The 24,380-nt window shown below is 60.3% G+C and carries 20 protein-coding genes and 1 tRNA gene; 15 read left to right on the forward strand and 6 right to left on the reverse strand.

The genetic code is table 11. The features are described from left to right. The first annotated feature begins 432 nt into the window (after positions 1 to 432). The 4 genes from dnaG to F6S08_RS29360 all read left to right on the forward strand — a co-directional run bounded on the left by dnaG (position 433) and on the right by F6S08_RS29360 (position 8,278). Entirely contained in the window at positions 433 to 2,403 is a 1,971-nt protein-coding gene (gene dnaG / locus F6S08_RS29345; protein ID WP_027605924.1) for a DNA primase, read from the forward strand. A 67-nt stretch (positions 2,404 to 2,470) separates the two neighbouring features. Beyond that, positions 2,471 to 4,321 (forward strand): RNA polymerase sigma factor RpoD, encoded by a 1,851-nt coding sequence (gene rpoD, locus F6S08_RS29350; RefSeq protein WP_065925398.1) that lies wholly within the window; start codon positions 2,471 to 2,473, stop codon positions 4,319 to 4,321. Between the two features lie 121 nt (positions 4,322 to 4,442). Beyond that, positions 4,443 to 8,186, forward strand: coding sequence for a bifunctional diguanylate cyclase/phosphodiesterase (locus F6S08_RS29355; RefSeq protein WP_065925399.1), 3,744 nt, complete (start codon positions 4,443 to 4,445; stop codon positions 8,184 to 8,186). 15 nt (positions 8,187 to 8,201) lie between these two features. Next, positions 8,202 to 8,278 (forward strand) — tRNA-Ile (locus F6S08_RS29360). Between the two features lie 73 nt (positions 8,279 to 8,351). On the opposite strand, the gene F6S08_RS29365 is transcribed toward F6S08_RS29360, so the two are convergent. Further along, positions 8,352 to 8,777: a VOC family protein gene (locus F6S08_RS29365; protein WP_315872681.1), complete on the reverse strand. Its 426-nt coding sequence runs from the start codon at positions 8,775 to 8,777 to the stop codon at positions 8,352 to 8,354. A gap of 111 nt (positions 8,778 to 8,888) precedes the next feature. Here F6S08_RS29365 and F6S08_RS29370 point away from each other — a divergent pair, with 111 nt between their 5' ends. The 10 genes from F6S08_RS29370 to pqqE all read left to right on the forward strand — a co-directional run bounded on the left by F6S08_RS29370 (position 8,889) and on the right by pqqE (position 18,785). Beyond that, complete coding sequence (locus F6S08_RS29370) at positions 8,889 to 9,758, forward strand: LysR family transcriptional regulator (protein ID WP_315872682.1); 870 nt, start codon at positions 8,889 to 8,891, stop codon at positions 9,756 to 9,758. Positions 9,759 to 9,794: 36 nt separating this feature from the next. Then, positions 9,795 to 10,241, forward strand: a complete 447-nt coding sequence (locus F6S08_RS29375) for an Lrp/AsnC family transcriptional regulator (RefSeq protein WP_032883895.1) — start codon at positions 9,795 to 9,797, stop codon at positions 10,239 to 10,241. Positions 10,242 to 10,409: 168 nt separating this feature from the next. After that, the gene (locus F6S08_RS29380) at positions 10,410 to 12,092 is read left to right on the forward strand and encodes a flavin monoamine oxidase family protein (RefSeq protein WP_065925505.1); all 1,683 of its coding nucleotides are present in this window, start codon (positions 10,410 to 10,412) and stop codon (positions 12,090 to 12,092) included. 10 nt (positions 12,093 to 12,102) lie between these two features. Next, positions 12,103 to 12,897, forward strand: coding sequence for a carbon-nitrogen hydrolase family protein (locus tag F6S08_RS29385; RefSeq protein ID WP_065947461.1), 795 nt, complete (start codon positions 12,103 to 12,105; stop codon positions 12,895 to 12,897). A gap of 47 nt (positions 12,898 to 12,944) precedes the next feature. Next, positions 12,945 to 15,314 (forward strand): pyrroloquinoline quinone biosynthesis protein PqqF, encoded by a 2,370-nt coding sequence (pqqF, locus tag F6S08_RS29390; RefSeq protein WP_315872683.1) that lies wholly within the window; start codon positions 12,945 to 12,947, stop codon positions 15,312 to 15,314. Between the two features lie 159 nt (positions 15,315 to 15,473). Further along, positions 15,474 to 15,548, forward strand: a complete 75-nt coding sequence (gene pqqA / locus F6S08_RS29395; RefSeq protein WP_003194766.1) for a pyrroloquinoline quinone precursor peptide PqqA — start codon at positions 15,474 to 15,476, stop codon at positions 15,546 to 15,548. 71 nt (positions 15,549 to 15,619) lie between these two features. After that, positions 15,620 to 16,531 (forward strand): pyrroloquinoline quinone biosynthesis protein PqqB, encoded by a 912-nt coding sequence (gene pqqB / locus F6S08_RS29400; RefSeq protein WP_010207003.1) that lies wholly within the window; start codon positions 15,620 to 15,622, stop codon positions 16,529 to 16,531. A gap of 106 nt (positions 16,532 to 16,637) precedes the next feature. Beyond that, positions 16,638 to 17,390 carry a pyrroloquinoline-quinone synthase PqqC gene (pqqC, locus tag F6S08_RS29405; RefSeq protein ID WP_315872684.1) on the forward strand — a complete coding sequence of 251 codons (753 nt, stop codon included), beginning with the start codon at positions 16,638 to 16,640 and terminating at the stop codon, positions 17,388 to 17,390. After that, positions 17,387 to 17,662, forward strand: a complete 276-nt coding sequence (pqqD, locus tag F6S08_RS29410; protein WP_065925404.1) for a pyrroloquinoline quinone biosynthesis peptide chaperone PqqD — start codon at positions 17,387 to 17,389, stop codon at positions 17,660 to 17,662. Before pqqC ends, pqqD begins: the two co-directional genes overlap by 4 nt. Beyond that, complete coding sequence (pqqE, locus tag F6S08_RS29415; RefSeq protein WP_065938222.1) at positions 17,655 to 18,785, forward strand: pyrroloquinoline quinone biosynthesis protein PqqE; 1,131 nt, start codon at positions 17,655 to 17,657, stop codon at positions 18,783 to 18,785. The genes pqqD and pqqE overlap by 8 nt, the downstream gene beginning before the upstream one ends. 5 nt (positions 18,786 to 18,790) lie before the next feature. Here the strand turns inward: pqqE and F6S08_RS29420 are convergent, their stop codons facing one another. The 4 genes from F6S08_RS29420 to F6S08_RS29435 form a co-directional block, all read right to left on the reverse strand. Then, positions 18,791 to 18,949, reverse strand: a complete 159-nt coding sequence (locus F6S08_RS29420) for a YqaE/Pmp3 family membrane protein (protein ID WP_010207008.1) — start codon at positions 18,947 to 18,949, stop codon at positions 18,791 to 18,793. A 95-nt stretch (positions 18,950 to 19,044) separates the two neighbouring features. Further along, positions 19,045 to 19,365 carry a helix-turn-helix domain-containing protein gene (locus F6S08_RS29425; protein ID WP_065947463.1) on the reverse strand — a complete coding sequence of 107 codons (321 nt, stop codon included), beginning with the start codon at positions 19,363 to 19,365 and terminating at the stop codon, positions 19,045 to 19,047. Next, positions 19,349 to 19,714, reverse strand: a complete 366-nt coding sequence (locus tag F6S08_RS29430) for a type II toxin-antitoxin system RelE/ParE family toxin (protein ID WP_065947464.1) — start codon at positions 19,712 to 19,714, stop codon at positions 19,349 to 19,351. Before F6S08_RS29430 ends, F6S08_RS29425 begins: the two co-directional genes overlap by 17 nt. Positions 19,715 to 19,938: 224 nt before the next feature. Beyond that, positions 19,939 to 21,207, reverse strand: coding sequence for an aspartate aminotransferase family protein (locus F6S08_RS29435; RefSeq protein ID WP_315872685.1), 1,269 nt, complete (start codon positions 21,205 to 21,207; stop codon positions 19,939 to 19,941). Between the two features lie 209 nt (positions 21,208 to 21,416). On the opposite strand from F6S08_RS29435, the gene F6S08_RS29440 reads away from it, so the two are divergent. After that, complete coding sequence (locus F6S08_RS29440) at positions 21,417 to 22,316, forward strand: LysR family transcriptional regulator (RefSeq protein ID WP_065947466.1); 900 nt, start codon at positions 21,417 to 21,419, stop codon at positions 22,314 to 22,316. Positions 22,317 to 22,556: 240 nt separating this feature from the next. Here the strand turns inward: F6S08_RS29440 and F6S08_RS29445 are convergent, their stop codons facing one another. Next, positions 22,557 to 24,335, reverse strand: a complete 1,779-nt coding sequence (locus F6S08_RS29445; protein WP_065925409.1) for an acyl-CoA dehydrogenase C-terminal domain-containing protein — start codon at positions 24,333 to 24,335, stop codon at positions 22,557 to 22,559. Between the last annotated feature and the right edge of the window lie 45 nt (positions 24,336 to 24,380).

A 24,380-nucleotide genomic window follows, 5' to 3' on the forward strand; every position in this document is an offset into this window, starting at 1 on the left:
GTAGCAAGCTTCTGCCAAGCCCGGCCCTCAGCCGGGCTGTTGGCATTTGCGGATATCGCTTGATGCTTCATCGTTGACGCCGCACACGCGACTGATACACCTGCTTCAAACGTCAGGACTGGCTCTTTTGCCAGCGGTGCACGTCTCTTCTGACGAGCCTAACAAGGCTATTGACGAGCACACTCATTTTATAAGCAGGCGATCAACTGTATCGGCTGTGCCCAGCGACGAGCATCCGAGGCCACGATTGGCCGGCGCCGGACTCGAGGGCAACATTTCCAGGCCGACACACTGATTGAAACTAACGTCAGTGAATGTTCGGCAGATACACTTCCTGACAGCCCAAGCAGACGATTGATGGTCAAGCCATTCGATACGTGCGCTTGAGCACTTCACGGGCACTCATTTACACGCAGTGATGACGAGAACGCCATGGCCGGGCTGATTCCCCAGAGCTTTATTGACGACCTTCTGAACCGCACCGACATTGTCGATGTTGTCAGCTCGCGCCTGCAATTGAAGAAGGCCGGCAAAAACTACACGGCCTGCTGCCCGTTCCACAAGGAAAAAACCCCGTCATTCAGCGTCAGCCCCGACAAGCAGTTCTACTACTGCTTCGGCTGCGGCGCAGGCGGCAACGCCCTCGGCTTTCTGATGGACCACGACAACCTGGACTTCCCCCAGGCGATCGAGGACCTGGCGAAAGCCGCCGGCATGGAAGTCCCCCGCGAAGAAAGTGGCCGCCCGCATAAACCACGGCAACCCACCGACTCGCCGCTGTACCCGCTGCTGACTGCCGCTGCCGACTTCTACCGTCAGGCCCTTAAAAGCCATCCACAGCGCAAGGCCGCCGTCGACTACCTGAAGGGACGCGGCCTGACCGGCGAAATCGCCCGCGACTTCGGCCTCGGCTTTGCTCCACCGGGCTGGGACAACCTGTACAAACACCTGAGCAGCGATACCCTGCAGCAAAAAGCCATGATCGACGCCGGCCTCCTGGTTGAGAACGCCGAGACCGGCAAGCGCTACGACCGCTTCCGCGACCGCGTAATGTTCCCGATCCGCGACAGCCGTGGCCGCATCATCGCCTTCGGCGGCCGAGTGCTGGGGGATGACAAGCCCAAGTACCTGAACTCCCCGGAAACCCCGGTATTCCACAAGGGCCAGGAACTCTACGGCCTGTTCGAAGCGCGCAAGAACAATCGAAACCTCGATGAAATCATCGTGGTCGAAGGCTATATGGACGTGATCGCCCTGGCCCAGCAAGGTTTGCGCAACGCCGTGGCCACCCTCGGCACCGCCACCAGCGAAGAACACTTGAAGCGCCTGTTTCGCGTCGTGCCAAGCGTGCTGTTCTGCTTCGACGGCGACCAGGCCGGCCGCAACGCCGCCTGGCGCGCGCTCGAAGCCACCCTGTCGAGCCTGCAGGATGGGCGCCGCGCGCGCTTCCTGTTCCTGCCCGAAGGGGAAGACCCGGATACCCTGGTGCGCTCCGAAGGCACCGACGCATTCCGCGCCCGCATCAATCAACATGCGCAGCCGTTGGCGGATTATTTCTTCCAGCAACTGACCGAAGAAGCCGACCCACGCTCCCTCGAAGGCAAGGCCCATATGGCCACCCTCGCGGCACCCTTGATCGACAAGGTTCCAGGGGCGAACCTGCGCACCCTGATGCGCCAACGCCTGCTGGAAATTACAGGACTGAGTGGCGAGGCCGTCAGCCAGCTGGTGCACAGCGCGCCGCAGGACGCGCCGCCTGCCTACGACCCAGGCATGGATTATGACGCCATGCCGGACTATGCCGACTTCCATCAACCCCAGGAGGCGTATGCCCCCCAGCAGGAATGGACGCCGAAGAAGCCCGGTGCCGGCGGCAAGAAATGGGACAAGAAACCCTGGAGCAAAAACGGCAAGCGCGGTGATCGCGATGAAGCCTACGCACCTCGCACGCCGGTCGCCGTAGAAGCGCCCACATTGATTGCCCTGCGCACGCTTATCCACCACCCGCAATTAGCGAGCAAGGTTGAAAGCGCCGACCATTTTGCCAACGCGAGCAATACCTACGCTCAGGTGCTGATCGCACTGATCGAGGCCGTGCAGAAAAATCCTAAGCTAAACTCCATTCAGCTGATGGCTCGCTGGCATGGCACGGAACAGGGTCGTTTGTTGAAGGCACTCGCGGAAAAGGAGTGGCTAATTGACGGCGATAACCTTGAACAACAGTTTTTAGACACCATTACTAGGTTATCCGCGGGCCAGCACACGCAGACCCTCGATGAACTGATCAAGAGAGCAAGACAGCCGGGATTATCGGCTGAAGAGCAAATTCAGATAGCAAAACAGATGCGCGACCTCTTAAAACAGAATGTTTCCGCATCAAACCCGACCTCAGCTGGCGTGTGAGGTCATAGCTCGGGTATAATCCTCGGCTTGTTTTTTGCCCGCCAAGACCTTCAGTGGATAGGGTGTTATGTCCGGAAAAGCGCAACAGCAGTCTCGTATCAAAGAGTTGATCACCCTTGGTCGTGAGCAGAAGTATCTGACTTACGCAGAGGTCAACGATCACCTGCCTGAGGATATTTCAGATCCAGAGCAGGTGGAAGACATCATCCGCATGATTAATGACATGGGGATCCCCGTACACGAGAGTGCTCCGGATGCGGACGCCCTTATGTTGGCCGACGCCGATACCGACGAGGCAGCCGCTGAAGAAGCCGCTGCCGCGTTGGCCGCGGTGGAGACCGACATCGGTCGCACGACTGACCCTGTGCGCATGTATATGCGTGAAATGGGTACCGTCGAGTTGCTGACGCGCGAAGGCGAGATCGAAATCGCCAAGCGTATCGAAGAGGGTATCCGTGAAGTGATGGGCGCAATCGCGCACTTCCCTGGCACGGTTGACCACATTCTCTCCGAGTACACTCGCGTCACCACCGAAGGTGGCCGCCTGTCCGACGTCCTGAGCGGTTATATCGACCCGGACGACGGCATCGCGCCGCCTGCTGCCGAAGTACCGCCGCCTGTCGATGCCAAAGCCGCGAAAGCGGACGATGACACCGAAGACGACGAGGCTGAAGCCAGCACCGACGACGAAGACGAAGTCGAAAGCGGCCCAGACCCGATCATTGCTGCCCAGCGTTTCGGCGCGGTTTCCGATCAAATGGAAATCACCCGCAAGGCCCTGAAAAAGCACGGTCGCTCCAACAAGCTGGCAATTGCCGAGCTGCTGGCGCTGGCTGAGCTGTTCATGCCGATCAAGCTGGTCCCGAAGCAATTCGAAGGCCTGGTTGAACGCGTTCGTAGCGCCCTTGAGCGTCTGCGTGCACAAGAGCGCGCGATCATGCAGCTCTGTGTCCGTGATGCGCGCATGCCGCGTACCGACTTCCTGCGCCAGTTCCCGGGCCACGAAGTTGACGAAAGCTGGAGCGACGCCCTGGCCAAAGGTAAGGCGAAGTACGCTGAAGCCATTGGTCGCCTGCAGCCGGACATCATCCGTTGCCAGCAGAAGCTGACCGCGCTTGAGACCGAAACCGGTCTGACGATTGCCGAGATCAAGGACATCAACCGTCGCATGTCGATCGGTGAGGCCAAGGCCCGCCGCGCGAAGAAAGAGATGGTTGAAGCGAACTTGCGTCTGGTGATCTCCATCGCCAAGAAGTACACCAACCGTGGCCTGCAATTCCTCGATCTGATCCAGGAAGGCAACATCGGCTTGATGAAGGCTGTGGACAAGTTCGAATACCGTCGCGGCTACAAGTTCTCGACTTATGCCACCTGGTGGATCCGTCAGGCGATCACTCGCTCGATCGCCGACCAGGCCCGCACCATCCGTATTCCGGTGCACATGATCGAGACGATCAACAAGCTCAACCGTATTTCCCGGCAGATGTTGCAGGAAATGGGTCGCGAACCGACCCCGGAAGAGCTGGGCGAACGCATGGAAATGCCTGAGGATAAAATCCGCAAGGTATTGAAGATCGCTAAAGAGCCGATCTCCATGGAAACCCCGATCGGTGATGACGAAGACTCCCACCTGGGTGACTTCATCGAAGACTCGACCATGCAGTCGCCAATCGATGTCGCCACTGTTGAGAGCCTTAAAGAAGCGACCCGCGACGTACTGTCCGGCCTCACTGCCCGTGAAGCCAAGGTACTGCGCATGCGTTTCGGCATCGACATGAATACCGACCACACCCTTGAGGAAGTCGGTAAGCAGTTTGACGTGACCCGCGAGCGGATCCGCCAGATCGAAGCCAAGGCGTTGCGCAAGTTGCGCCACCCGACGCGGAGCGAGCATCTGCGCTCCTTCCTCGACGAGTGACACCAGAACCCCCGGCCCAGGCCGGGGGTTTTGCTTTGTACAGATAAAATCCCGCGCAAATCCCCTCCCCCGCAATGCCCGTCTACACTCGAAACATTCCCCGTGCCATAACGAGACCGTTATGCCCAGATTGCCGACTGTGTTACTGCTGTCGCTGCTGACCTGGACCGCAACGGCTGGCGCGTTGACTCTTAGCGATGATGAGCGTGGCTGGCTGGCGGACCATCAGGAGTTGCGCGTGGGGGTGGACGCCTCCTGGCCACCTTTCGAATACCGTGATGAAGAGGGCCGCTACCAAGGCCTGGCGGCGGACTACGTACGCCTGATCCAGGAACGCCTGGGGGTCAGGATCAAACTGATTGAGCCGGTCAATTGGAGTGCCTTGCTGGAGCGGGCACGCCACAACCAACTCGACCTGCTGCCGGGCATCATGTCTACCCCCGAGCGCCAGGACTTCATGGCATTCACACGCCCTTACCTGGACTTTCCCATTGTCATCCTTGCCCATGAAGGCGGCGCCCGACCACGCAACCTCAATGACCTTTATGGGCTGAAGATTGCCGTGGTGGAAAATTATGCCCCCCATGAACTGCTACGCACCCACCATCCAGACCTCAACCTGGTGGCCCTGCCCAATGTCAGTTCGACGCTGCAGGCGTTGGCCACCGACGAAGTCGACGCCGTGGTGGGCGACCTCGCGTCAAGCGTCTGGAGTCTGCGCCAGCTCAAGCTCGATGGCCTGTACGTAAGTGGTGAAACGCCGTACCGCTATCAATTGGCGATGGGTGTACCACGGGACAACAAAATACTGGTGGGTATCCTGGACAAGGTTCTCGCTGACCTCAGCCCGGCCGAAACCGAAGCCATCCAGCAACACTGGGTGGGCAGCCTCACCGACCACCGTACGTTCTGGACCGACCTGCTGATGTACGGCCTGCCCGCCGTGCTGTTGTTGAGCACCGTATTGGCTATCGTCATTCGGATCAATCGCCGGCTGAGTTCGGAAATTTCCCGCCGCGTCGCCCTCGAACAGGAACTGCGCAGCAGCGAATACCACTATCGCGGCCTGGTGGAGAGCCTGTCTGCCATCGCCTGGGAAGCCAGCGTTAGCGATTTCACCTACAGCTATGTGTCACCCCACGCCGAGGATCTGCTCGGTTACCCGCGCGCCCATTGGCTGATTCCGGGCTTCTGGCGCAATATCATTCACCCCGCCGACCTCATCCGCGCCGAAGCCTATTGCTACCGGGAAACCCGCGCCAACCGCGACCACAGCATCGACTATCGGGTGATCACGGCGGACGGCCGCTGCCTTTGGGTGCGTGACATTGTGAGCCTGATCGAACACGGCCATGAGCCAGTGTTGCGGGGCTTGATGATCGACATCAGCGAAGCCAAACGTACTGAAGAGGCGCTGCAGCTTTCCGAGCAAAAGTTTGCTTCCGTGTTTCAGCAATGCCCGGACATCCTGGTGATCGCGCGACTGTCCGATGGCTGCCTGCTTGAGGTCAACAAAGCATTTGAGGACCAAGTGGGCCTGAAAGCCGCGCAGGTGATCGGAAAAACCGCGACCGCCCTGAATATCTGGGGCATCCCCGGTATCGGCCCCGATCTGTTGAAACGCGTGCAAACCACCAGCATTCGCAACCTGGAAATGCCCTTTCTGCGCAGCAATGGCCAGGCCTTTATCGGGCTGATTTCCGCCGAGCCGTTTCAACTCGACACCACTGAAGCCATTGTGGTGGTGGTCCGCGACATCACCCAGCTCAAGGAAACCCAGCAACAACTGCAAATCTCCGAAGAGAAATTCGCCAAGGCCTTCCACGCCTCTCCCGATGGCTTGCTGCTGAGCCGCCAGCGGGATGGCCTGCTGATTGAAGTGAACGATGGTTTCAGTCGCATCACCGGCTTCAACAGCACGACATCCCTCGACCAATCGACCCTTGACCTGGGCATCTGGGTCGATCTTAACGAACGCAAGCACATGCTGGAGTTGATGCATCAAGATGGATACGTGCGTGACTTCATCTGCCATATACGCCGCAGCGACGGGCAGATCCGGCTGTGCGAAGTCTCCAGCCGACCACTGCCAATTGCCGGTGAAGACTGCATGCTCACCATCGCCCGGGACATCACCGAGCGCCAGCTGATGCAGGAAAAACTGCAACAGGCCGCCACGGTATTCGAGAGTACCGCCGAGGGCGTATTGATCACCGACACGCGCCAGAACATCAGCGCCGTCAACCGCGCCTTCAGCGAGATCACCGGCTACAGCGAAGCCGAAGCCCTTGGCCAGACACCGCGCCTGCTCGCCTCCGGCCTGCATGACAGCGCCTTCTACGCCGCCATGTGGCACCAGTTGACGGCCCAAGGTCATTGGCAGGGCGAAATCTCCAACCGCCGCAAGAACGGCGAGTTGTACCCCAGCTGGCTGACCATCAGCGCCGTGCGCAACCGCGACCAGTTGATCACGCATTTTGTAGCAGTGTTTGCCGACATCTCCAGCCTCAAGCTGGCCCAGGCGCGCCTCGACTATCAGGCGCACCACGACCCGCTGACCGGCCTGCCGAACCGCACACTGTTTGAAAGTCGGCTGCAGGCGGCCCTCAACGGCCATCAGGAAACCGGCAAACAAGGCGCGGTGCTGTTTCTCGACCTGGATCGTTTCAAACACATCAATGACAGCCTCGGCCACCCGATCGGCGACCTGCTGCTCAAAGACATCGCCGTACGCCTCAAGGAGCAACTGCGTGACATCGACACCGTCGCGCGCCTGGGCGGCGATGAATTCATCATCCTGCTGCCCGGCCTGCAACACGCCAGCGACGCCGAGCAACTGGCCAATAAGCTGCTGGCCTGCTTCACCCCACCGTTCCAGGCCGGCGAACACGAGTTCTTCATCAGCGCCAGCATCGGCACCAGCCTGTACCCCCAGGACGGCACCGACGTGGCCACCCTGGTCAAGAACGCCGACGCCGCGATGTACCGCTCCAAGGCCAAGGGGCGTAACCGGGTCGAAAGTTACACCCGCGACCTGACAGCCCAGGCCAACGAGCGCGTGGCACTGGAGCACGAACTGCGGCGAGCCATCGAACGTGATGAGTTGGTCCTGTATTACCAGCCAAAACTGAGCCTGCTGACACAAGAATTGATCGGCGCCGAAGCCTTGATCCGCTGGCACCACCCCACCTTTGGCGACGTCTCGCCCGAACACTTCATTGCCCTGGCCGAAGAGAACGGCATGATCCTGCAGATTGGCGACTGGGTGCTGGAGCACGCCTGCCTGCAAATGCACACCTGGCAAAGCACTTTCGATGGTTTTGGCCCGCTATCGGTCAACCTCGCCGGCGCGCAACTGCGCCACCCTGGTTTACTGGCTCGTATCGAACAGCTACTGCGCGACTACAGCCTCGAACCGGGCTGCCTGCAACTGGAGATCACTGAAAACTTCATCATGAGCCAGGCCGAAGAAGCGCTGGCAGTCCTGCACCAACTCAAGCGCCTGGGCGTACAGCTGGCGATCGACGATTTCGGCACCGGCTATTCGTCCCTCAGCTATCTCAAGCGCCTGCCCCTGGATTTCCTGAAGATCGACCAGTCCTTCGTCCGCGGCCTGCCTGACGACCCCCACGACGTCGCCATCGTGCGCGCCATCATCGCCCTGGGCCACAGCATGCAATTCACCATCATCGCAGAAGGCGTGGAGAACCCCGCGCAGCAAGCCTTCCTGGCCGCTGAAGGCTGCGAACAGATGCAGGGCTACATTGTCAGCCTGCCGCTACCGCCCGAGCTTTTTGCGGCTACCTTCCTTCGCAGGAGCATTGAGGATTTTTCGGATAGCACAGTGGAGAAACCATCGTTATAATCCGCGACCTACTGAGGGCCTATAGCTCAGTTGGTCAGAGCAGAGGACTCATAATCCTTTGGTCCACGGTTCAAGTCCGTGTGGGCCCACCAATTCGAAAGCCGCGCATTGCGCGGCTTTTGTGTGTCTGGCACAGACGTTTTGCGTGGGGGGCTGCGTACAACCTTACTTCGCAAACAACTGCCCAATATCCCTGAATGCCTTGAACTCCAACGCATTGCCGCACGGGTCAAACAGGAACAAGGTCGCCTGCTCACCCACCTGTCCCTTGAACCGAATATGCGGTTCCAACACAAACGTCGTCTGCCGCGCCTGTAAACGGTCTGCCAGGGCGTGCCAATCTTCCCAGCCCAGCACCACGCCAAAATGCGGCACGGGCACGCCGTGGCCGTCGACGGCGTTGGTGTGGGCGGCTTCCTGGGAGGCGGTTTTCGGGTGTTCGTGGATCACCAGTTGATGGCCGAAGAAGTTGAAGTCGACCCAGTGTTCGCTGGAGCGGCCCTCCTCCAACCCAAAGACGTCGCCGTAGAAGTGCCGTGCAGCGGCGAGATCGAATACCGGAATTGCCAGGTGAAAGGGCGCGAGTGTCATCAGTTCAAACCTCTATGAGCGTTAGTAACCCGAGTTTAGCCTTGCTCCCAACGATGAAAAGACGATAGTTTTTGCGTCGAGCTCAAAAATTTTTGATGAATCGAGACATCGATGCTGCGTGAATTGAAGACCTTTATTGCGGTAACGCGCCACGGGACGTTTGCGTCAGCGGGCATGCATATCGGGCTGACGCAGTCAGCGGTGAGTGCCCAGATTCGTCAGTTGGAGCAAGCGCTGGGCGTGCAGCTGTTCGACCGCACCGGCCGCCAGGCCACCCTGAATGCCGCCGGTTTGCGCGCATTACCCTTGGCCAAGGAGATTCTGGAAACCTTCAACCGCATGGCGGTGCCGGTGAATACCAATGAATACTGGGGTGAGTTGAAAGTCGGTGCTATCACTACGGCTCAAACCGGTTTGCTGCCCCAGGCGCTGGTGCGCTTGCGCCAGGCCGCGCCAACGGTTGAGTGCAAGTTGGTGCCTGGTGTCTCCCTGGAGCTGTTGAACCAGGTCGACGCTGGAGAGTTGGATTCGGCAATCATCATTCGACCGCCCTTCGACCTGCCCAAGGAGTTGTATGTGCAGGTGCTGCGCAAGGAGCCGTTCGTGTTGGTCGTGCCGAACACATTGGTGGGCGACGACCCTTTGCACCTACTCAACACCCAGCCCCATGTGCGCTATGACCGTGCTTCGTTTGGCGGCCGACTCGTCAGCCGGTTTCTGCGCGAGCAGAAGCTTGAGGTGCAAGTGGCGCTGGAGCTGGATGAACTCGAAGCCATCGTCAGGATGGTGGAGTGTGGCCTGGGCGTATCGTTGATTCCAAAGGCAGGCTTGTGGCTGGAGCGCTCGCCCCAAGTAAGAATAATCCCGCTGGGCAAGCTGACTTTTTTCCGCGAGATCATCCTGCTGGGCCGCTACAGCCAACGTCACCTGCCGGTACCACAACTGTTTGCCCGCTGCCTGCTGGCCGATCCAAGCCTGTAACATGCGTTCCCATTGCCGCCCGTCACGGAGCCCCACGTGCCTGTTCTAGATGAAATCGATCGCCAGTTGATCGCCGCCTTGCAGATCAACGCCCGCGAAAGCGTGGCCATGCTTGCCCGGCAGTTGGGCATTGCGCGCACCACGGTGACGTCGCGCCTTGCGCGCCTGGAGAAAACCCAGGTGATCACCGGTTATGGTGTGCGCCTGGGTCAACGCGTGGCAGATGGCGGCTTGCAGGCCTATGTGGGGATCACCGTGCAACCGCGCTCGGGCAAAGAAGTGCTGCGCAGGCTGAGCGCCATGGCCCAGGTTCAACAATTGTGCGCGGTCAGCGGCGAGTTCGATTACGTGGCCTGGTTGCGCACCGATTCGCCGGAACAGCTCGATCAATTACTGGACCAGATCGGCAGTGTCGATGGCGTGGAGAAAACCACCACATCGATCATCCTCAGTAACAAATTGGATCGCGGCCAACCAATCTGACCACCTAATTCGTCACTATGACTAAAAACAATTCATTCCGACGACACTTTGCGTCTTATTAACGAACGCAACGCTCCCTAAACTGGCTGCCATCTTTTCCTATACTCAGCGGGTCACTTCCCGCCGAGTCGTCAGCAAGGGCCCGCCATGAGCATTCCGTCCAGCACTATCAGCAAGACCCATCGCCACCCTGCCGACGGTAAAAAACCCATCACCATCTTTGGCCCGGATTTCCCGTTCGCCTTCGATGACTGGATCGAACACCCCGCCGGACTCGGCAGTATCCCCGCCGCCAATCATGGCGCCGAAGTGGCCATCGTCGGCGCCGGTATCGCCGGGCTGGTCGCCGCCTACGAGCTGATGAAGCTGGGCCTCAAGCCCGTGGTGTATGAGGCCTCGAAGATGGGCGGCCGTTTGCGTTCCCAGGCCTTCGAAGGCGCCGAAGGCATCATCGCCGAGTTGGGCGGCATGCGTTTTCCGGTGTCCTCTACCGCGTTCTATCACTACGTCGACAAGCTGGGTCTGGAAACCAAACCCTTCCCCAACCCGCTGACGCCGGCTTCCGGCAGTACGGTGATCGATCTCGAAGGCCAGACCCACTACGCACAAAAGCTGTCCGATCTGCCTGCGCTGTTCCAGGAAGTGGCTGACGCCTGGGCCGACGCCCTGGAAGCCGGCTCGCAGTTCGGCGATATCCAGCAAGCCATCCGCGACCGTGATGTGCCGCGCCTCAAAGCGCTGTGGAACAAGTTGGTGCCCTTGTGGGACGACCGCACCTTCTACGACTTCGTAGCCACCTCCAAGGCCTTCGCCAAGTTGTCGTTCCACCACCGCGAGGTGTTTGGCCAGGTAGGTTTCGGCACCGGTGGCTGGGACTCGGATTTCCCCAACTCCATGCTGGAAATATTCCGCGTGGTCATGACCAACTGTGACGATCACCAGCACCTGGTGGTCGGCGGCGTAGCCCAGGTGCCGATGGGCATCTGGCGCCATGTGCCGGAGCGTTGCGCCCATTGGCCCGCCGGTACCAGCCTGAGCTCGCTGCACCGCGGTGCACCACGGGCCGGGGTAAAACGCATCGCCCATGCTGCCGATGGCCGTTTCGCGGTGACCGACAACTACGGCGATACCCGCGAATACGCGGCCGTGCTCACCACCTGCCAAAGCTGGCTGCTGACCACCCAGATCGAGTGCGATGAAACACTGTTCTCGCAAAAGATGTGGATGGCCCTCGACCGCACGCGCTACATGCAATCGTCAAAGACCTTCGTGATGGTCGACCGCCCGTTCTGGAAAGACAAAGACCCGGAGACCGGCCGCGACCTGATGAGCATGACCCTCACCGATCGCCTCACGCGCGGCACTTACCTTTTCGACAACGGCGACGACAAGCCAGGGGTGATCTGCCTGTCGTACTCGTGGATGAGCGACGCGCTGAAAATGCTCCCGCAGCCCATCGACAAACGGGTGAAACTGGCGCTGGACGCCTTGAACAAGATCTACCCGAAAGTCGACATCAAGGCGCGCATCATCGGCGACCCGATCACCGTGTCCTGGGAAGCCGACCCGCATTTCCTCGGGGCCTTCAAAGGCGCGCTGCCGGGTCACTACCGCTACAACCAACGTATGTATGCGCACTTCATGCAGAAGGACATGCCCGCTGAACAGCGTGGGATTTTTATCGCCGGTGACGACGTGTCCTGGACTCCAGCATGGGTGGAGGGCGCGGTACAAACCTCATTGAACGCGGTGTGGGGCATCATGACCCACTTTGGTGGCAGCACTCACCCCGAGAACCCGGGGCCGGGTGATGTGTTCGATGAGATCGGGCCGATTGCCCTGGCTGACTAAGGAGTTGAACATGCGCGTCGCCCTGTACCAATGCCCACCGCTGCCGCTGGATGTCGCAGGCAACCTCAAGCGTCTGCACCAACTGGCGCATGAAGCGTCCGGTGCCGATGTGCTGGTGCTGCCGGAGATGTTCCTCACCGGTTACAACATCGGTGCCGAAGCCGTGGGTGCCTTGGCCGAAGCCCAGGACGGGGAGTCTGCCCAAGCCGTTGCCGAAATCGCGCAGAGCGCCGGGCTGGCGATTCTGTACGGCTATCCGGAGCGGGCCGAAGACGGGCAGATCTACAACGCCGTGCAGTTGATCGACGCCCACGGCCAGCGCCTGTGCAACTACCGCAAGACCCATCTGTTCGGCGATCTGGATCACTCGATGTTCAGTGCCGGCGACGATGATTTCCCGCTGGTGGAACTCAACGGATGGAAGTTGGGGTTCCTGATCTGCTATGACCTGGAGTTCCCGGAAAACACCCGACGCCTGGCCCTGGCCGGTGCCGAGCTGATCCTGGTGCCCACCGCCAATATGGTGCCGTTCGACTTCGTCGCCGATGTCACCGTGCGGGCGCGGGCCTTCGAGAACCAGTGCTACGTGGCCTACGCCAATTACTGCGGGCACGAAGGCGATATCCAGTACTGCGGGCAAAGCAGCATTGCCGCACCAGATGGCCAGCGAATCGCCCAGGCCGGCCTGGATGAAGCCTTGATTGTCGGGACAGTGGACCGGCAATCGATCCTCGACGCCCGCGCCGCCAACCATTACCTGCAAGACCGGCGTCCCGAGCTTTACGGCCCGCTGTACAAGCCCTGACTGAATGGGTTTGTTAGCATAGGCACTTGCCCGTTCTGGAAGTGCCCATGCCCGCCCCGGCCCACCTTTATCCCGTTCACCTGACCCTGGCCAATGGCCTGCGGGTTTCCCTGCGCCATGCACCGCGCTTAAAACGTTGCGCGGCGGCGCTGCGGGTGGCTGCCGGTAGCCACGACGTGCCGTTGGCCTGGCCGGGGCTGGCGCATTTTCTTGAGCATTTGTTGTTTCTGGGAACCGAGCGATTTCCTGCAGGCGAAGGGCTGATGGCCTACGTACAGCGCCACGGCGGCCAAGTGAATGCAAGCACCCGCGAACGCACCACGGACTTCTTCTTTGAACTACCGGTTTCAGTCTATGCGCACGGGCTGGAGCGACTGGCGGACATGCTGACCCATCCGCGCCTGACCCTGGAAGATCAACGGCGCGAGCGCGAAGTGCTGCACGCCGAGTACGTCGCCTGGTCCCAGGATGCCAAGGCACAGCAGCAGGTGGCGCTGCTAGAAGGCTTGGCAGCGGATCATCCACTGCGCGGCTTTCACGCGGGCAACCGCGACAGCCTGCCGGTGGAGCGCGAGGCGTTTCAGCAAGCACTGCGGGAATTCCACACGCATTTCTATCAAAGCGGACAGATGACGCTGAGCCTCGCCGGCCCGGAGCCGCTGCAAGAACTGGAAGCCCTGGCGCAGCGTTTCAGCGCGCAACTGATCGCTGGCCCCTTGCATCCGCAGGCCTCACCACCGGCCTTGATGCAAGGCCAGGCTCGGCGCTATCAACACATCGACAACAACCACTTGCACCACGTCATCACCTGTGACGCGCCCCGTGAAGCCCTGGATTTCCTCTGCACCTGGCTCAATGCCTCTGCGCCGGGCGGGCTGCTCGCCGAGTTGAAAACCCGACACTTGGCCAGCGTCCTGCAGGCATCGGTGCTGTACCACTTCGCCGGTCAAGCCGTGCTGGACATCGACTTTACACTCGACAGCAAGGACGAACCGCCCACACACATTGAGACGCTGCTGCACGACTGGCTGAGCTTTTTCGCCCACAGCGATTGGACGCCACTGCGCGAAGAGTTCGCCCTGCTGAACGCTCGCCAACAACAGGTCCAGGGCGCCCTGGCATTGGCTCGAAACGACAGCGAAGACCTCAGTGAACAGGGCGTCGCCGCGCTCAAGGCCCTGCTTGATTCACTGCACTTGCCGCCCGCCGAACACCGTTGGCAACTGCCGCCGAACAACCCGTTCCTGCGCCCACCGGCCAAAGAAGAACGCGCCGGCCTGATCCGTGGCCAAACCAGCGCTCACCGAGGCTTGCGCACGTTTGCCCAGGATCGTTCACGGGGGCGAAGGGACGTATCGCCGCTGACCTTCAGCCAGGCCTTGGCGGATGACGGCGATGAAGGCGCGCTGTACGTGCAGTGGCGCTTCGACGCGCCAGCGCCTGCCGGGCTGGAAAACACCTTGCAGCCGTTGCGTGAACATGCGCGCCAGGCGGGCGTCGAATTATCTCTCGAAGCCACCGGCCATGATTGGCTGGTGAAGATGACCGGGCTGCACGAGCCGATGCCGGCCGTGCTGGAGGCGTTGGCGCAACACCTCAACCTGCCGCAGGAAACTGCCCCGGCACCTGCGCCCATGATCGCTATCCGGGAACTGCTCCAGGCCCTGCCCACGTGCTGCGCCACCGGCCATGCCGACGCCAGCGAACAGCCTGGATCCTGGGCCACTGCCCGCTGGCACGGCCTGGGGCTGAGTCTGCCCGCCGCATGTGAAACGTTGATAAAGGCCGCCGCCGCCCGTCTGCCTGGGCAACCTGCACACTTCGAACCGTCTCTTCAACACCTCGGTGGTCAACGTGTGTGGCATACGGTTAAAACCCACTCAACCGAAGCCGCCGTGCTGCTGTTTTGCCCGGCACCCAGCCAATCCCTGGCCGATGAAGCCTCATGGCGGCTGCTTGGGCACCTGCTCCAAGGGCCGTTCTACCAACGCCTGAGGGTCGAGTTGCAATTGGGCTACGCCGTATTCAGCGGTGTCCGACAGATCAACGGGCAAACCGGCCTGCTGTTAGGTGTGCAATCACCCAGCGTTTCACTGGCAGGTATCGTCGATCACCTGAAAGCCTTCCTGAAACACCTACCGGTGTTGATCGACGGCACCAGTGACGTGGGCAATCACGCCTTGGCACAGCAGTTCTGCGCCGCGACGTTACCGATCACCCAAAGCGCCGAACTGCTTTGGCACGCGCGCCTGGCGGGCCATCCGTCGGATTATCTGTACCGGCTTCAACAGCTGATCCAGGCCCGCACACGGGAGGACCTGCAACACGCGGCCCAACAGCTGCACGACGCGACCGGCGGCTGGCGCTGCATCGCCAACGGCCCACCTGTCGACGAGAGCTGGCAACCGGCGAGCTGATCATTGCCAACCCTGCAACAGGCTTTTTCCACCAAGACAGCGCTAACTTGAGAAGAATTGCGTAACATTCCCACGCACACATCTGAACATCTCCGACTGGAGGTGGACTATATGTATTACTTGGTAGTAAACGTCCCATCCCTTCGTAGGAGTAAGAATATGACCTGGTCCAAACCTGCTTACACTGATCTGCGTATCGGCTTCGAAGTCACCATGTACTTCGCCAGCCGCTAAGCCGCTGGGTAATACAACGCCTCGGTTCGCCCGGGGCGTTTTTGTTTTGAGCTTTGCTTGATGGAGCGGCCATGTTTGTCCAGATTCTAGGTTCCGCCGCTGGCGGCGGCTTCCCGCAGTGGAACTGCAACTGCGTGAACTGCGCAGGTTTTCGTGACGGCAGCCTGCGGGCGCAGGCGCGGACCCAGTCGTCCATCGCCATTTCCGACGATGGCGTGAACTGGGTACTGTGCAATGCCTCACCGGATATCCGCGCGCAACTCCAGGGTTTTGCGCCGATGCAGCCCGGCCGCGCACTGCGCGACACCGGCATCAGTGCCATCATCCTGATGGACAGCCAGATCGACCACACCACCGGCCTGTTGAGCCTGCGCGAAGGTTGCCCGCACCAGGTGTGGTGCACCGACATGGTCCATGAAGACCTGAGCACCGGCTTCCCGCTGTTCACCATGCTCACCCACTGGAACGGCGGCCTGGCCTGGAACCGCATCGAGCTGGATGCCAGCTTCACCATCCCGGCCTGCCCCAACCTGCGCTTCACCCCGTTGCCCCTGCGTAGCGCCGCCCCACCGTACTCGCCGCACCGCTTCGACCCGCACCCAGGCGATAACATCGGCCTGATCGTCGAAGACCTGCGCACCGGCGGCAAACTGTTCTACGCCCCGGGCCTGGGCAAGGTCGACGCGCCGTTGCTGGAGATCATGGCCGGCAGCGATTGCCTGCTGGTGGACGGTACGATGTGGGACGACGATGAAATGCAGCGCCGTGGCGTCGGCACCCGCACCGGCCGCGAGATGGGCCACCTGGCGCAAAATGGCCCCGGCGGCATGCTCGAAGTGCTGGAGCAGTTGCCCAAGCAGCGCAAGGTGCTTATCCACATCAACAACACCAACCCGATCCTCGATGAAGATTCTCCCGAGCGCGCGGAACTGGTGCGGCGCAATGTCGAAGTCGCTTACGACGGCATGAGCATCGAACTGTAGGAGCGGGCTTGCCCGCGAAAAACCCAAGGGCACCGTGCTCATTCAGAACGCCCACGTCATCGTTAACGACCTTCGCGAGCAAGCTCGCTCCTACAGGAGACCTCTTATGACTGATAGACCGATGAACACCGCCGAATTCGAAGCCGCCTTGCGGGCCAAAGGCGCCTTCTACCATATCCATCACCCGTACCACGTGGCGATGTATGAAGGCCGTGCCACCCGCGAGCAGATCCAGAGCTGGGTCGCCAACCGTTTCTATTACCAGGTGAACATCCCGCTGAAAGACGCGGCGATCCTGGCCAACTGCCCGGACCGCGAGATCCGTCGCGAGTGGATTCAGCGCCTGCTCGACCACGATGGCGCACCGGGTGAGGACGGCGGTATCGAAGCCTGGCTGCGTTTGGGCCAAGCGGTCGGCCTCGACCCCGACCAGTTGCGCTCCCAGGAACTGGTATTGCCCGGCGTACGCTTTGCGGTAGACGCCTACGTCAACTTTGCGCGCCGCGCCAGCTGGCAGGAAGCCGCCAGCAGCTCGCTCACCGAGCTGTTCGCGCCGCAGATCCACCAGTCGCGCCTCGACAGCTGGCCGCAGCACTACCCGTGGATCGACCCCACCGGCTACGAATATTTCCGCACCCGCCTGGGCCAGGCGCGGCGCGACGTGGAGCATGGGCTGGCAATCACCTTGCAGCACTACACCACCCGTGAAGGCCAGGAGCGCATGCTGGAAATCCTCCAGTTCAAACTCGACATCCTGTGGAGCATGCTGGATGCCATGAGCATGGCCTACGAACTGAAACGCCCGCCGTATCACAGCGTGACCGAGCAGCGGGTCTGGCATAAAGGGATCACCCTATGAGCTTTGATCGCAGCAGAAAACCGACCTGGCGCCAGGGCTACCGCTACCAGTACGAACCCGCGCAAAAAGGCCATGTGTTGCTCTACCCCGAAGGCATGATCAAGCTCAACGACAGCGCCGCGCTGATTGGTGGCCTGATTGACGGTGAGCGCGACGTGGCGGCGATCATTACCGCCCTCGAAGAACAGTTCCCCGGCGTACCTGAGCTGGGTGACGACATCGAGCAATTCATGGAGGTCGCCCGTGCTGAGCACTGGATCACCCTTGCCTGAAAAACCCGCCATCGGCCTGCCGCTGTGGTTGCTCGCCGAGCTGACCTATCGCTGCCCGCTGCAATGCCCGTATTGCTCCAACCCGCTGGACTTTGCCGAGCAGGGCAAGGAGCTGAGCACCGAGCAGTGGATCAAGGTATTTCGTGAGGCCCGTGAGATGGGCGCGGCGCAGTTGGGGTTTTCCGGCGGTGAGCCGCTGGTGCGCCAGGACCTCGCCGAGTTGATCGCCGAGGCGCGCAAGCTGGGGTTCTACACCAACCTGATCACCTCGGGCATCGGCCTGACCGAGCAGAAGATCAGCGACTTCAAGAAAGCCGGCCTGGACCATATCCAGATCAGCTTCCAGGCCAGCGACGAACAGGTGAACAACCTGCTGGCCGGTTCGAAAAAAGCCTTCGCGCAAAAGCTGGAAATGGCCCGCGCAGTCAAGGCGCATGGCTACCCGATGGTGCTGAACTTCGTCACCCATCGGCACAATATCGACAAGATCGACCGCATCATCGAGCTGTGTATTGCGCTGGAAGCGGATTTTGTCGAGCTTGCCACCTGCCAGTTCTATGGCTGGGCGCAACTCAATCGCGTGGGTTTATTGCCGACGAAGGAACAACTGGTGCGCGCCGAACGCATCACCAACGAATACCGCGCCAAGCTCGAAGCCGAAGGCCATCCGTGCAAGCTGATCTTCGTGACACCGGACTACTACGAGGAGCGCCCGAAGGCCTGTATGAACGGCTGGGGCAGTATCTTTCTGACCGTGACGCCGGACGGCACCGCCCTGCCCTGCCACGGCGCCCGACAGATGCCGGTGCAGTTTCCCAATGTGCGCGACCACAGCATGCAGCACATCTGGTACGACTCTTTCGGGTTCAACCGCTTTCGCGGCTACGACTGGATGCCCGAGCCGTGTCGTTCGTGCGATGAAAAGGAAAAGGATTTCGGTGGCTGCCGTTGCCAGGCCTTCATGCTCACGGGGGATGCGAGCAATGCCGACCCGGTGTGCAGCAAGTCCGAGCAGCACGGCATCATCCTCAAGGCTCGGGAAGAAGCCGAGCACGCTACCCAGACCATCGAGCAACTGGCCTTTCGCAATGAGCGCAATTCACGGCTCATCGCAAAAGGCTGACGGGCTCAGCGCTTGGCGATGATGTATACGGCGTGAATGATGCCTGGGAAGTAACCGCACAAGGTCAGCAGAATATTCAGCCAGAACGCGCCAGCGAAACCCACTTGCAGGAACACCCCCAGTGGCGGCAGCAGAATGGCGATGATGATACGAATGATGTCCATGGGTCAGCTCCAGAAAATCGGCTCGTGTGAGCCGTGTAGCTAATCGACCTTGGGCGTTCGTGAGGGTTCAGTGGGATCTGGCACCGGGCCATCCTTCAGGCCAGAATTTCTAACCCATGCTTTTGCACGATGCTAAGAAGTTTGAGCGCCATGCCGCTGGGTTGCTTCTCGCCAGATTCCCATTTCTTCACCGTGGAGGCGCTGGTATTCAGGTAACGAGCAAACACCGGTTGGCTGACATGGCTACTTTCACGTAGCTGCTTGATCTGTTCGGCAGGGATTTGCGCCGGGATCTTTGCAAGGCATGCCTCGTCGAACTCACGAAGAGTAGTTTTGTTGATGGCGCCAATTGCATAAAGCGCTTTGGCAGATTGGTGAACAGACTCAAGAATTTCGCTTTCATATTTTTTGGGCATGGTGCATCTCCACAAATTCCCCACTATCCAGAAGGTGTTGAACCTGTACCTCGTTTAACCCTTCATAAACCTTAGCCAGTGCTCGCAACGCGCTGAGTTCCTTATGGCTGATATTGCTTCGCCTCTGCTTGTCAAAAAGAGAGTTATAAACCCAGTAATGCCTGGCCTTGGCCAAGACAATAGATCGATGTCGGTTCTCTTTGAGGCGTTTCTTCCAGACACCACCTCCCAAATTGTCAGCTTGCCCCCTGAGCAATTGGCCGAACGCCTCCCTCAACTCCGAATCACAGATCCACGCCTTTCTGGCCGCCTCAGCAAAATTCCTGGTTTTAAACAACCTAAGCCTCATGGATATCCCTTCCCATAAACATACCACTCAGTGGCATAGATTAGAAGTGGAGCAACCAATGCTCCGTCGACAGTCCTTATCGACGCACGCTAAAAAGCCATTGTTTTCACAGACGATCAATCAACGCTTTCAATCCAAAAATTTCACACGCAAAAAAACGCCCCCAGCCGAAAAAATCAGGCTGGAGGCGCCGCGTATACCGCGAGACGGTTCAGGAATGTGGGTTAAACAGCGATGCCCTTGCGGCATTGCAACTGGGCGGTGCGCACCCGGGAAAAAGCGCGGGCCAGGCGCAGGAGCATTTCGTCGATGTTGCTTTTGCTCACCGTAAGCGCCGGGGTGAAGCGCAGGCAGTCAGGTTGCGGGGCGTTGAGGATCAGGCCTTCGTGCAGGGCGGCTTTTACCACTGCATCTGCAGAATCATCCGCCAACGTCAGGCCCCACATCAGGCCGTGGCCGCGCAATGGGCCCTGGTCGTAGCGGTAGGCCAGTCGGGCAAGGCCTTCGCCCAGGTAAAGGCCGGATTCACGTACGTGTTCCAGGAAGCCGTGCTCCAGCACCGTATCGAGTACCGCCTGCCCGGCCGATGCCATCAATGCGTTGCCATGATGGGTACCTTCCAGCTCACCCACGCCGAAGCAACAGGCGTTGCCGCGCGCCAGCAGCGCAGCCAATGGCACGCCGCCGCCCAGGCCTTTGCCGAGGGTGATGATGTCGGCTCGCACGCCGTATTGCTGTTCGGCAAGCAAGGTGCCGCAACGGCCAAGGCCGGTTTGTACTTCGTCGAGGATCAGCAGGATCCCCAGTTCGCGGCACAGCCGTTCAACCCCCTTGAGGTAATGCTCCGTCGCGGGGATCACACCGGCCTCGCTCTGGACCGGCTCCAGCAGGATGGCGACTGTCTGTGCATCGACCGCTGCATGCAGGGCCGGCAGATCGTTGAACGGCACATGGCTGAAGCCGGGCAATTGCGGTTCAAAGCGGTTTTCCAGCGCTCCCCCCGACGCCGCCAGTGCCGCGAAACTGCGACCATGGCAACCATTGCTCGCACTGATAATGCGATAGGCCCCGCCGCGATGCAGTTGGCCCCACTTGCGCGCCAGCTTGATCGCCGCTTCGCAGGCCTCGGCGCCACTGTTGAGCAGGTAGGCCTGGTCGCTGCCGGTACGATGGCACAGGCGGTCGACAAGATTGAGTTGAGCGCGGTTATGCAGACCCAGGCCTGGATTGATCAGGGCCTGGGTCTGGTCGGCAAGGGCTTTGATCAAGACCTGCGGGCTGTGGCCGAGGCTGTTGGCAGCGTTGCCCTGGCTGAAATCCAGGTAGGCACGCTCGTCGCTGTCCCACAGCCACGAGCCCTGGCCACGAACGAAAACCTGAGGCGGCCTCGCCACGGTGGGCATCAGCGCCTCACTGGACAGCGTATCGGGTGAAGCCTCCAGCACCAGGTCGTCCAGGCTGGGCACGGGGCGACGCATATTGAAGAGATTCACAGCTTGCCCCCAGTGGCAACCGGACCTTGGTCGATTTTCCCTGCAATCACTGTCTGAGGGTGTGTTGCCTTGCCTATGTAAACGCCATCAACATAAACGCTGTTCATTGCCCGATCCGGCCCTGTAAGCCCTGCGAATAGGCGCTAGACTAGGCGCCTCGGGGGCCACCGGCCATTTCGTTTTTCCAGCTTTTTCGATAAGCAAACCTTATGGATTTTAAGCAACTGCGTTATTTCGTCGCGGTGTATGAAGAAGGCCATGTGGGCCGTGCCGCTGAACGCCTGTCGATCTCCCAGCCAGCGCTCTCACAACAGATCCGCCAGTTGGAGCGCAACCTCGATGTGAGCCTGTTCGAACGCAGCAGCAAACGCCTGCTGCCCACCCTGGCCGCCCATACGCTGTACAACCATGCCTTGCCGCTGATCGATGGCATGCAGCAAGCCGTCGAAGCCTTGCGTAACTTCAAGGGCCAGGCCATGCGCACCCTGGCCATCGGCGTGCTGCAAACCGTGCACACCAGCCTGGTCCCGCAAATGCTCGAGCGCGTGCGCAAGGCCCAGCCGCACCTGGTGGTGCAGATCTACGAATTGACCGGGATCGAGATTGAACGGCGGTTGCTTAACGGCTCGCTGGACATCGGCATCAGCTATCTGCCACCACGCCAGCCGGGGCTGCACGGTGTGTTGTTGTACGAAGATGAATTGAAGATAGTCATCCCCGAGGGCCATCCCCTGCGCGAATTCAAGAAAGTCTCGCTGAAACAGGCCGCCGAACTGCCGATGTTGTTGCTGGGGGAAGAGTTCCAGGTTCGACAGATCTGGCAGGGTCAGTTATCCAACCTCGGACGCCGGCCGCAGGTACAGGCGGAGTTGAATACCATGGTGGGGATTCTCGACAGCTTGCCTAACACCAAATTGGCCACGGTGCTGCCGGGACGCTCCCAGGACGAACACAACAGCCAGTCGCTGCTCTGGAAACCCTTGAGTGAACCCAGGGTGCCGTTAAAGGTAGGTTTGGTGTGTCGCGATGTACAGCGCCAGCAGGCAACCATGGCGCTGCTGCGCACCTTGCTGGAAGACGTGATGAATGCGCCGCAGGCCCTGCCCTGAAATTCGGCGCCTGACTTTTTCGCGGGCAAAAGAAAACCCCGCCGAAGCGGGGCTTTGCAGACTGTTTCCCTGACATCCATTTCACTCCGCCATCCTGGCAGAATCCTACGTGTCCGTGTTGTTGCTTTGCGCTTCCTGCGCGACGTCCATGTGAAGTAGATTATCCGTGGATCCAATTTGGCGATAGAGGACGATTAGCAGTACGTCATGTAAGAGAATGCTTACACGCCCTCCAAGCCGTTAGAACAGTGCCTCATCCAGCAAAAACAGTGATTCGCTACCGGCTTTTACCGACGCACTCAGCGAGTGAATACGTGGCAACAGACGCGCAAAGTAGAAGCGCGCGGTGCCCAGCTTGCTGGCGTAGAAGTCTTCCTCAGTCTCTTTGCCCAACGCGGCCTTGGCCATGCGCGCCCACATATAGGCGTAGGCCATGTAACCAAATGCATGCAAATACTCCACCGAGGCTGCGCCGATCTCGTTCGGATTGGTCCTGGCACGATCCAGCACCCAGGCGGTCAATTCGTCCAGGTTATCCACCGCTGCGCCCAGTGGCTGGGTGAACTCCGCCAATTCGGGCCCCGCCGAGGCGATGAACTGGCGAATCTCGTCGGCGAACAAGGTGTAGAACGCACCGCCGCTGCCGACGATCTTGCGTCCCATCAAATCCAGTGCCTGGATGCCGTTGGTGCCTTCGTAGATCTGGGTGATACGTACATCACGCACCAGTTGCTCCTGGCCCCACTCACGAATGTAACCGTGGCCACCAAACACTTGCTGGCCGAGCACGGTGGTTTCCAGGCCCAGGTCGCTGAGGAACGCCTTGGCGACCGGCGTCAACAAGGCCACCAGGTTATCGGCCCGCTCGCGGGCAGCGGCATCTTCACTGAACTTGGCGATGTCCAGCTGCGTCGCCACATAGGTGGAAAACGCGCGTCCGCCTTCGTTGGAGGCTTTCATGGTCAACAGCATACGGCGCACGTCGGGGTGGACGATGATCGGGTCGGCCACTTTGTCTTTGGCCTGGGCACCGGTCGGCGCACGGCTTTGCAGGCGGTCCCGCGCATATTCAATCGCGTTCTGGTAGGAGCGCTCGCCGGACGCCAGGCCCTGGATACCCACGCCAAGGCGCTCATAGTTCATCATGGTGAACATCGCCGCCAACCCACGGTTGGGTTCGCCCACCAGGTAGCCAACGGCTTCGTCGAAGTTCATCACGCAGGTGGCGGATGCCTGGATACCCATCTTGTGTTCGATGGAGCCGCAGCTCACCGGGTTGCGCGCGCCCAGGCTGCCGTCGGCGTTGACCATGAACTTCGGCACCAGGAACAGCGAAATCCCCTTGGGACCGGCCGGTGCGTCCGGCAGTTTGGCCAGCACCAGGTGAATGATGTTCTCGGTGAGGTCGTGTTCACCGCCAGTGATAAAGATCTTGGTTCCGCTGATTCTGTAGGAACCGTCTGCCTGCGGCTCGGCCTTGGTGCGGATAATCCCCAGGTCGGTACCCGCGTGTGCTTCCGTCAGGCACATGGAGCCTGCCCACTCGCCGGAATACATCTTCGGCAGGTAGATGGCCTTGAGTTCCTCGCTGGCATGGGTGTTGATCGACACGCAGGCGCCGGAGGTCAGCATCGGGTACAGGCCGAACGCCAGGCTTGACGAGTTGATCATCTCCTCGACCTGGGCCGATACCGCCTTGGGCATGCCCATGCCGCCAAACACGGGGTCGCCGCCTACGCCGACCCAGCCACCTTCAGCGTAGGTCTTGTAGGCCTGTGGATAACCATCCGGAGTAAACACCGCCGTGTTATCCCAGCGGCAGCCCTGTTCGTCGCCGCCACGGCTGAGCGGGGCGATGGATTTGGCGGTGACCTTGCCGGCTTCTTCGAGGATGGCCTCTACGGTTTCGGCGTCAACGCTGTCTGCCAATGCCGGCAATTGGGCCCAAGTGGTGGCGACCTCAAAGACTTCGTTGAGGACGAAGCGCATATCACGCAGCGGCGCTTTGTAATCAGCCATGGCAAACCTCGTGAGAACGTGAAAAGTGATTCGATAGGATCGGTT

It is taken from the genome of Pseudomonas sp. JV449, assembly GCF_032424295.1.
GTDB lineage: Bacteria > Pseudomonadota > Gammaproteobacteria > Pseudomonadales > Pseudomonadaceae > Aquipseudomonas > Aquipseudomonas marginalis.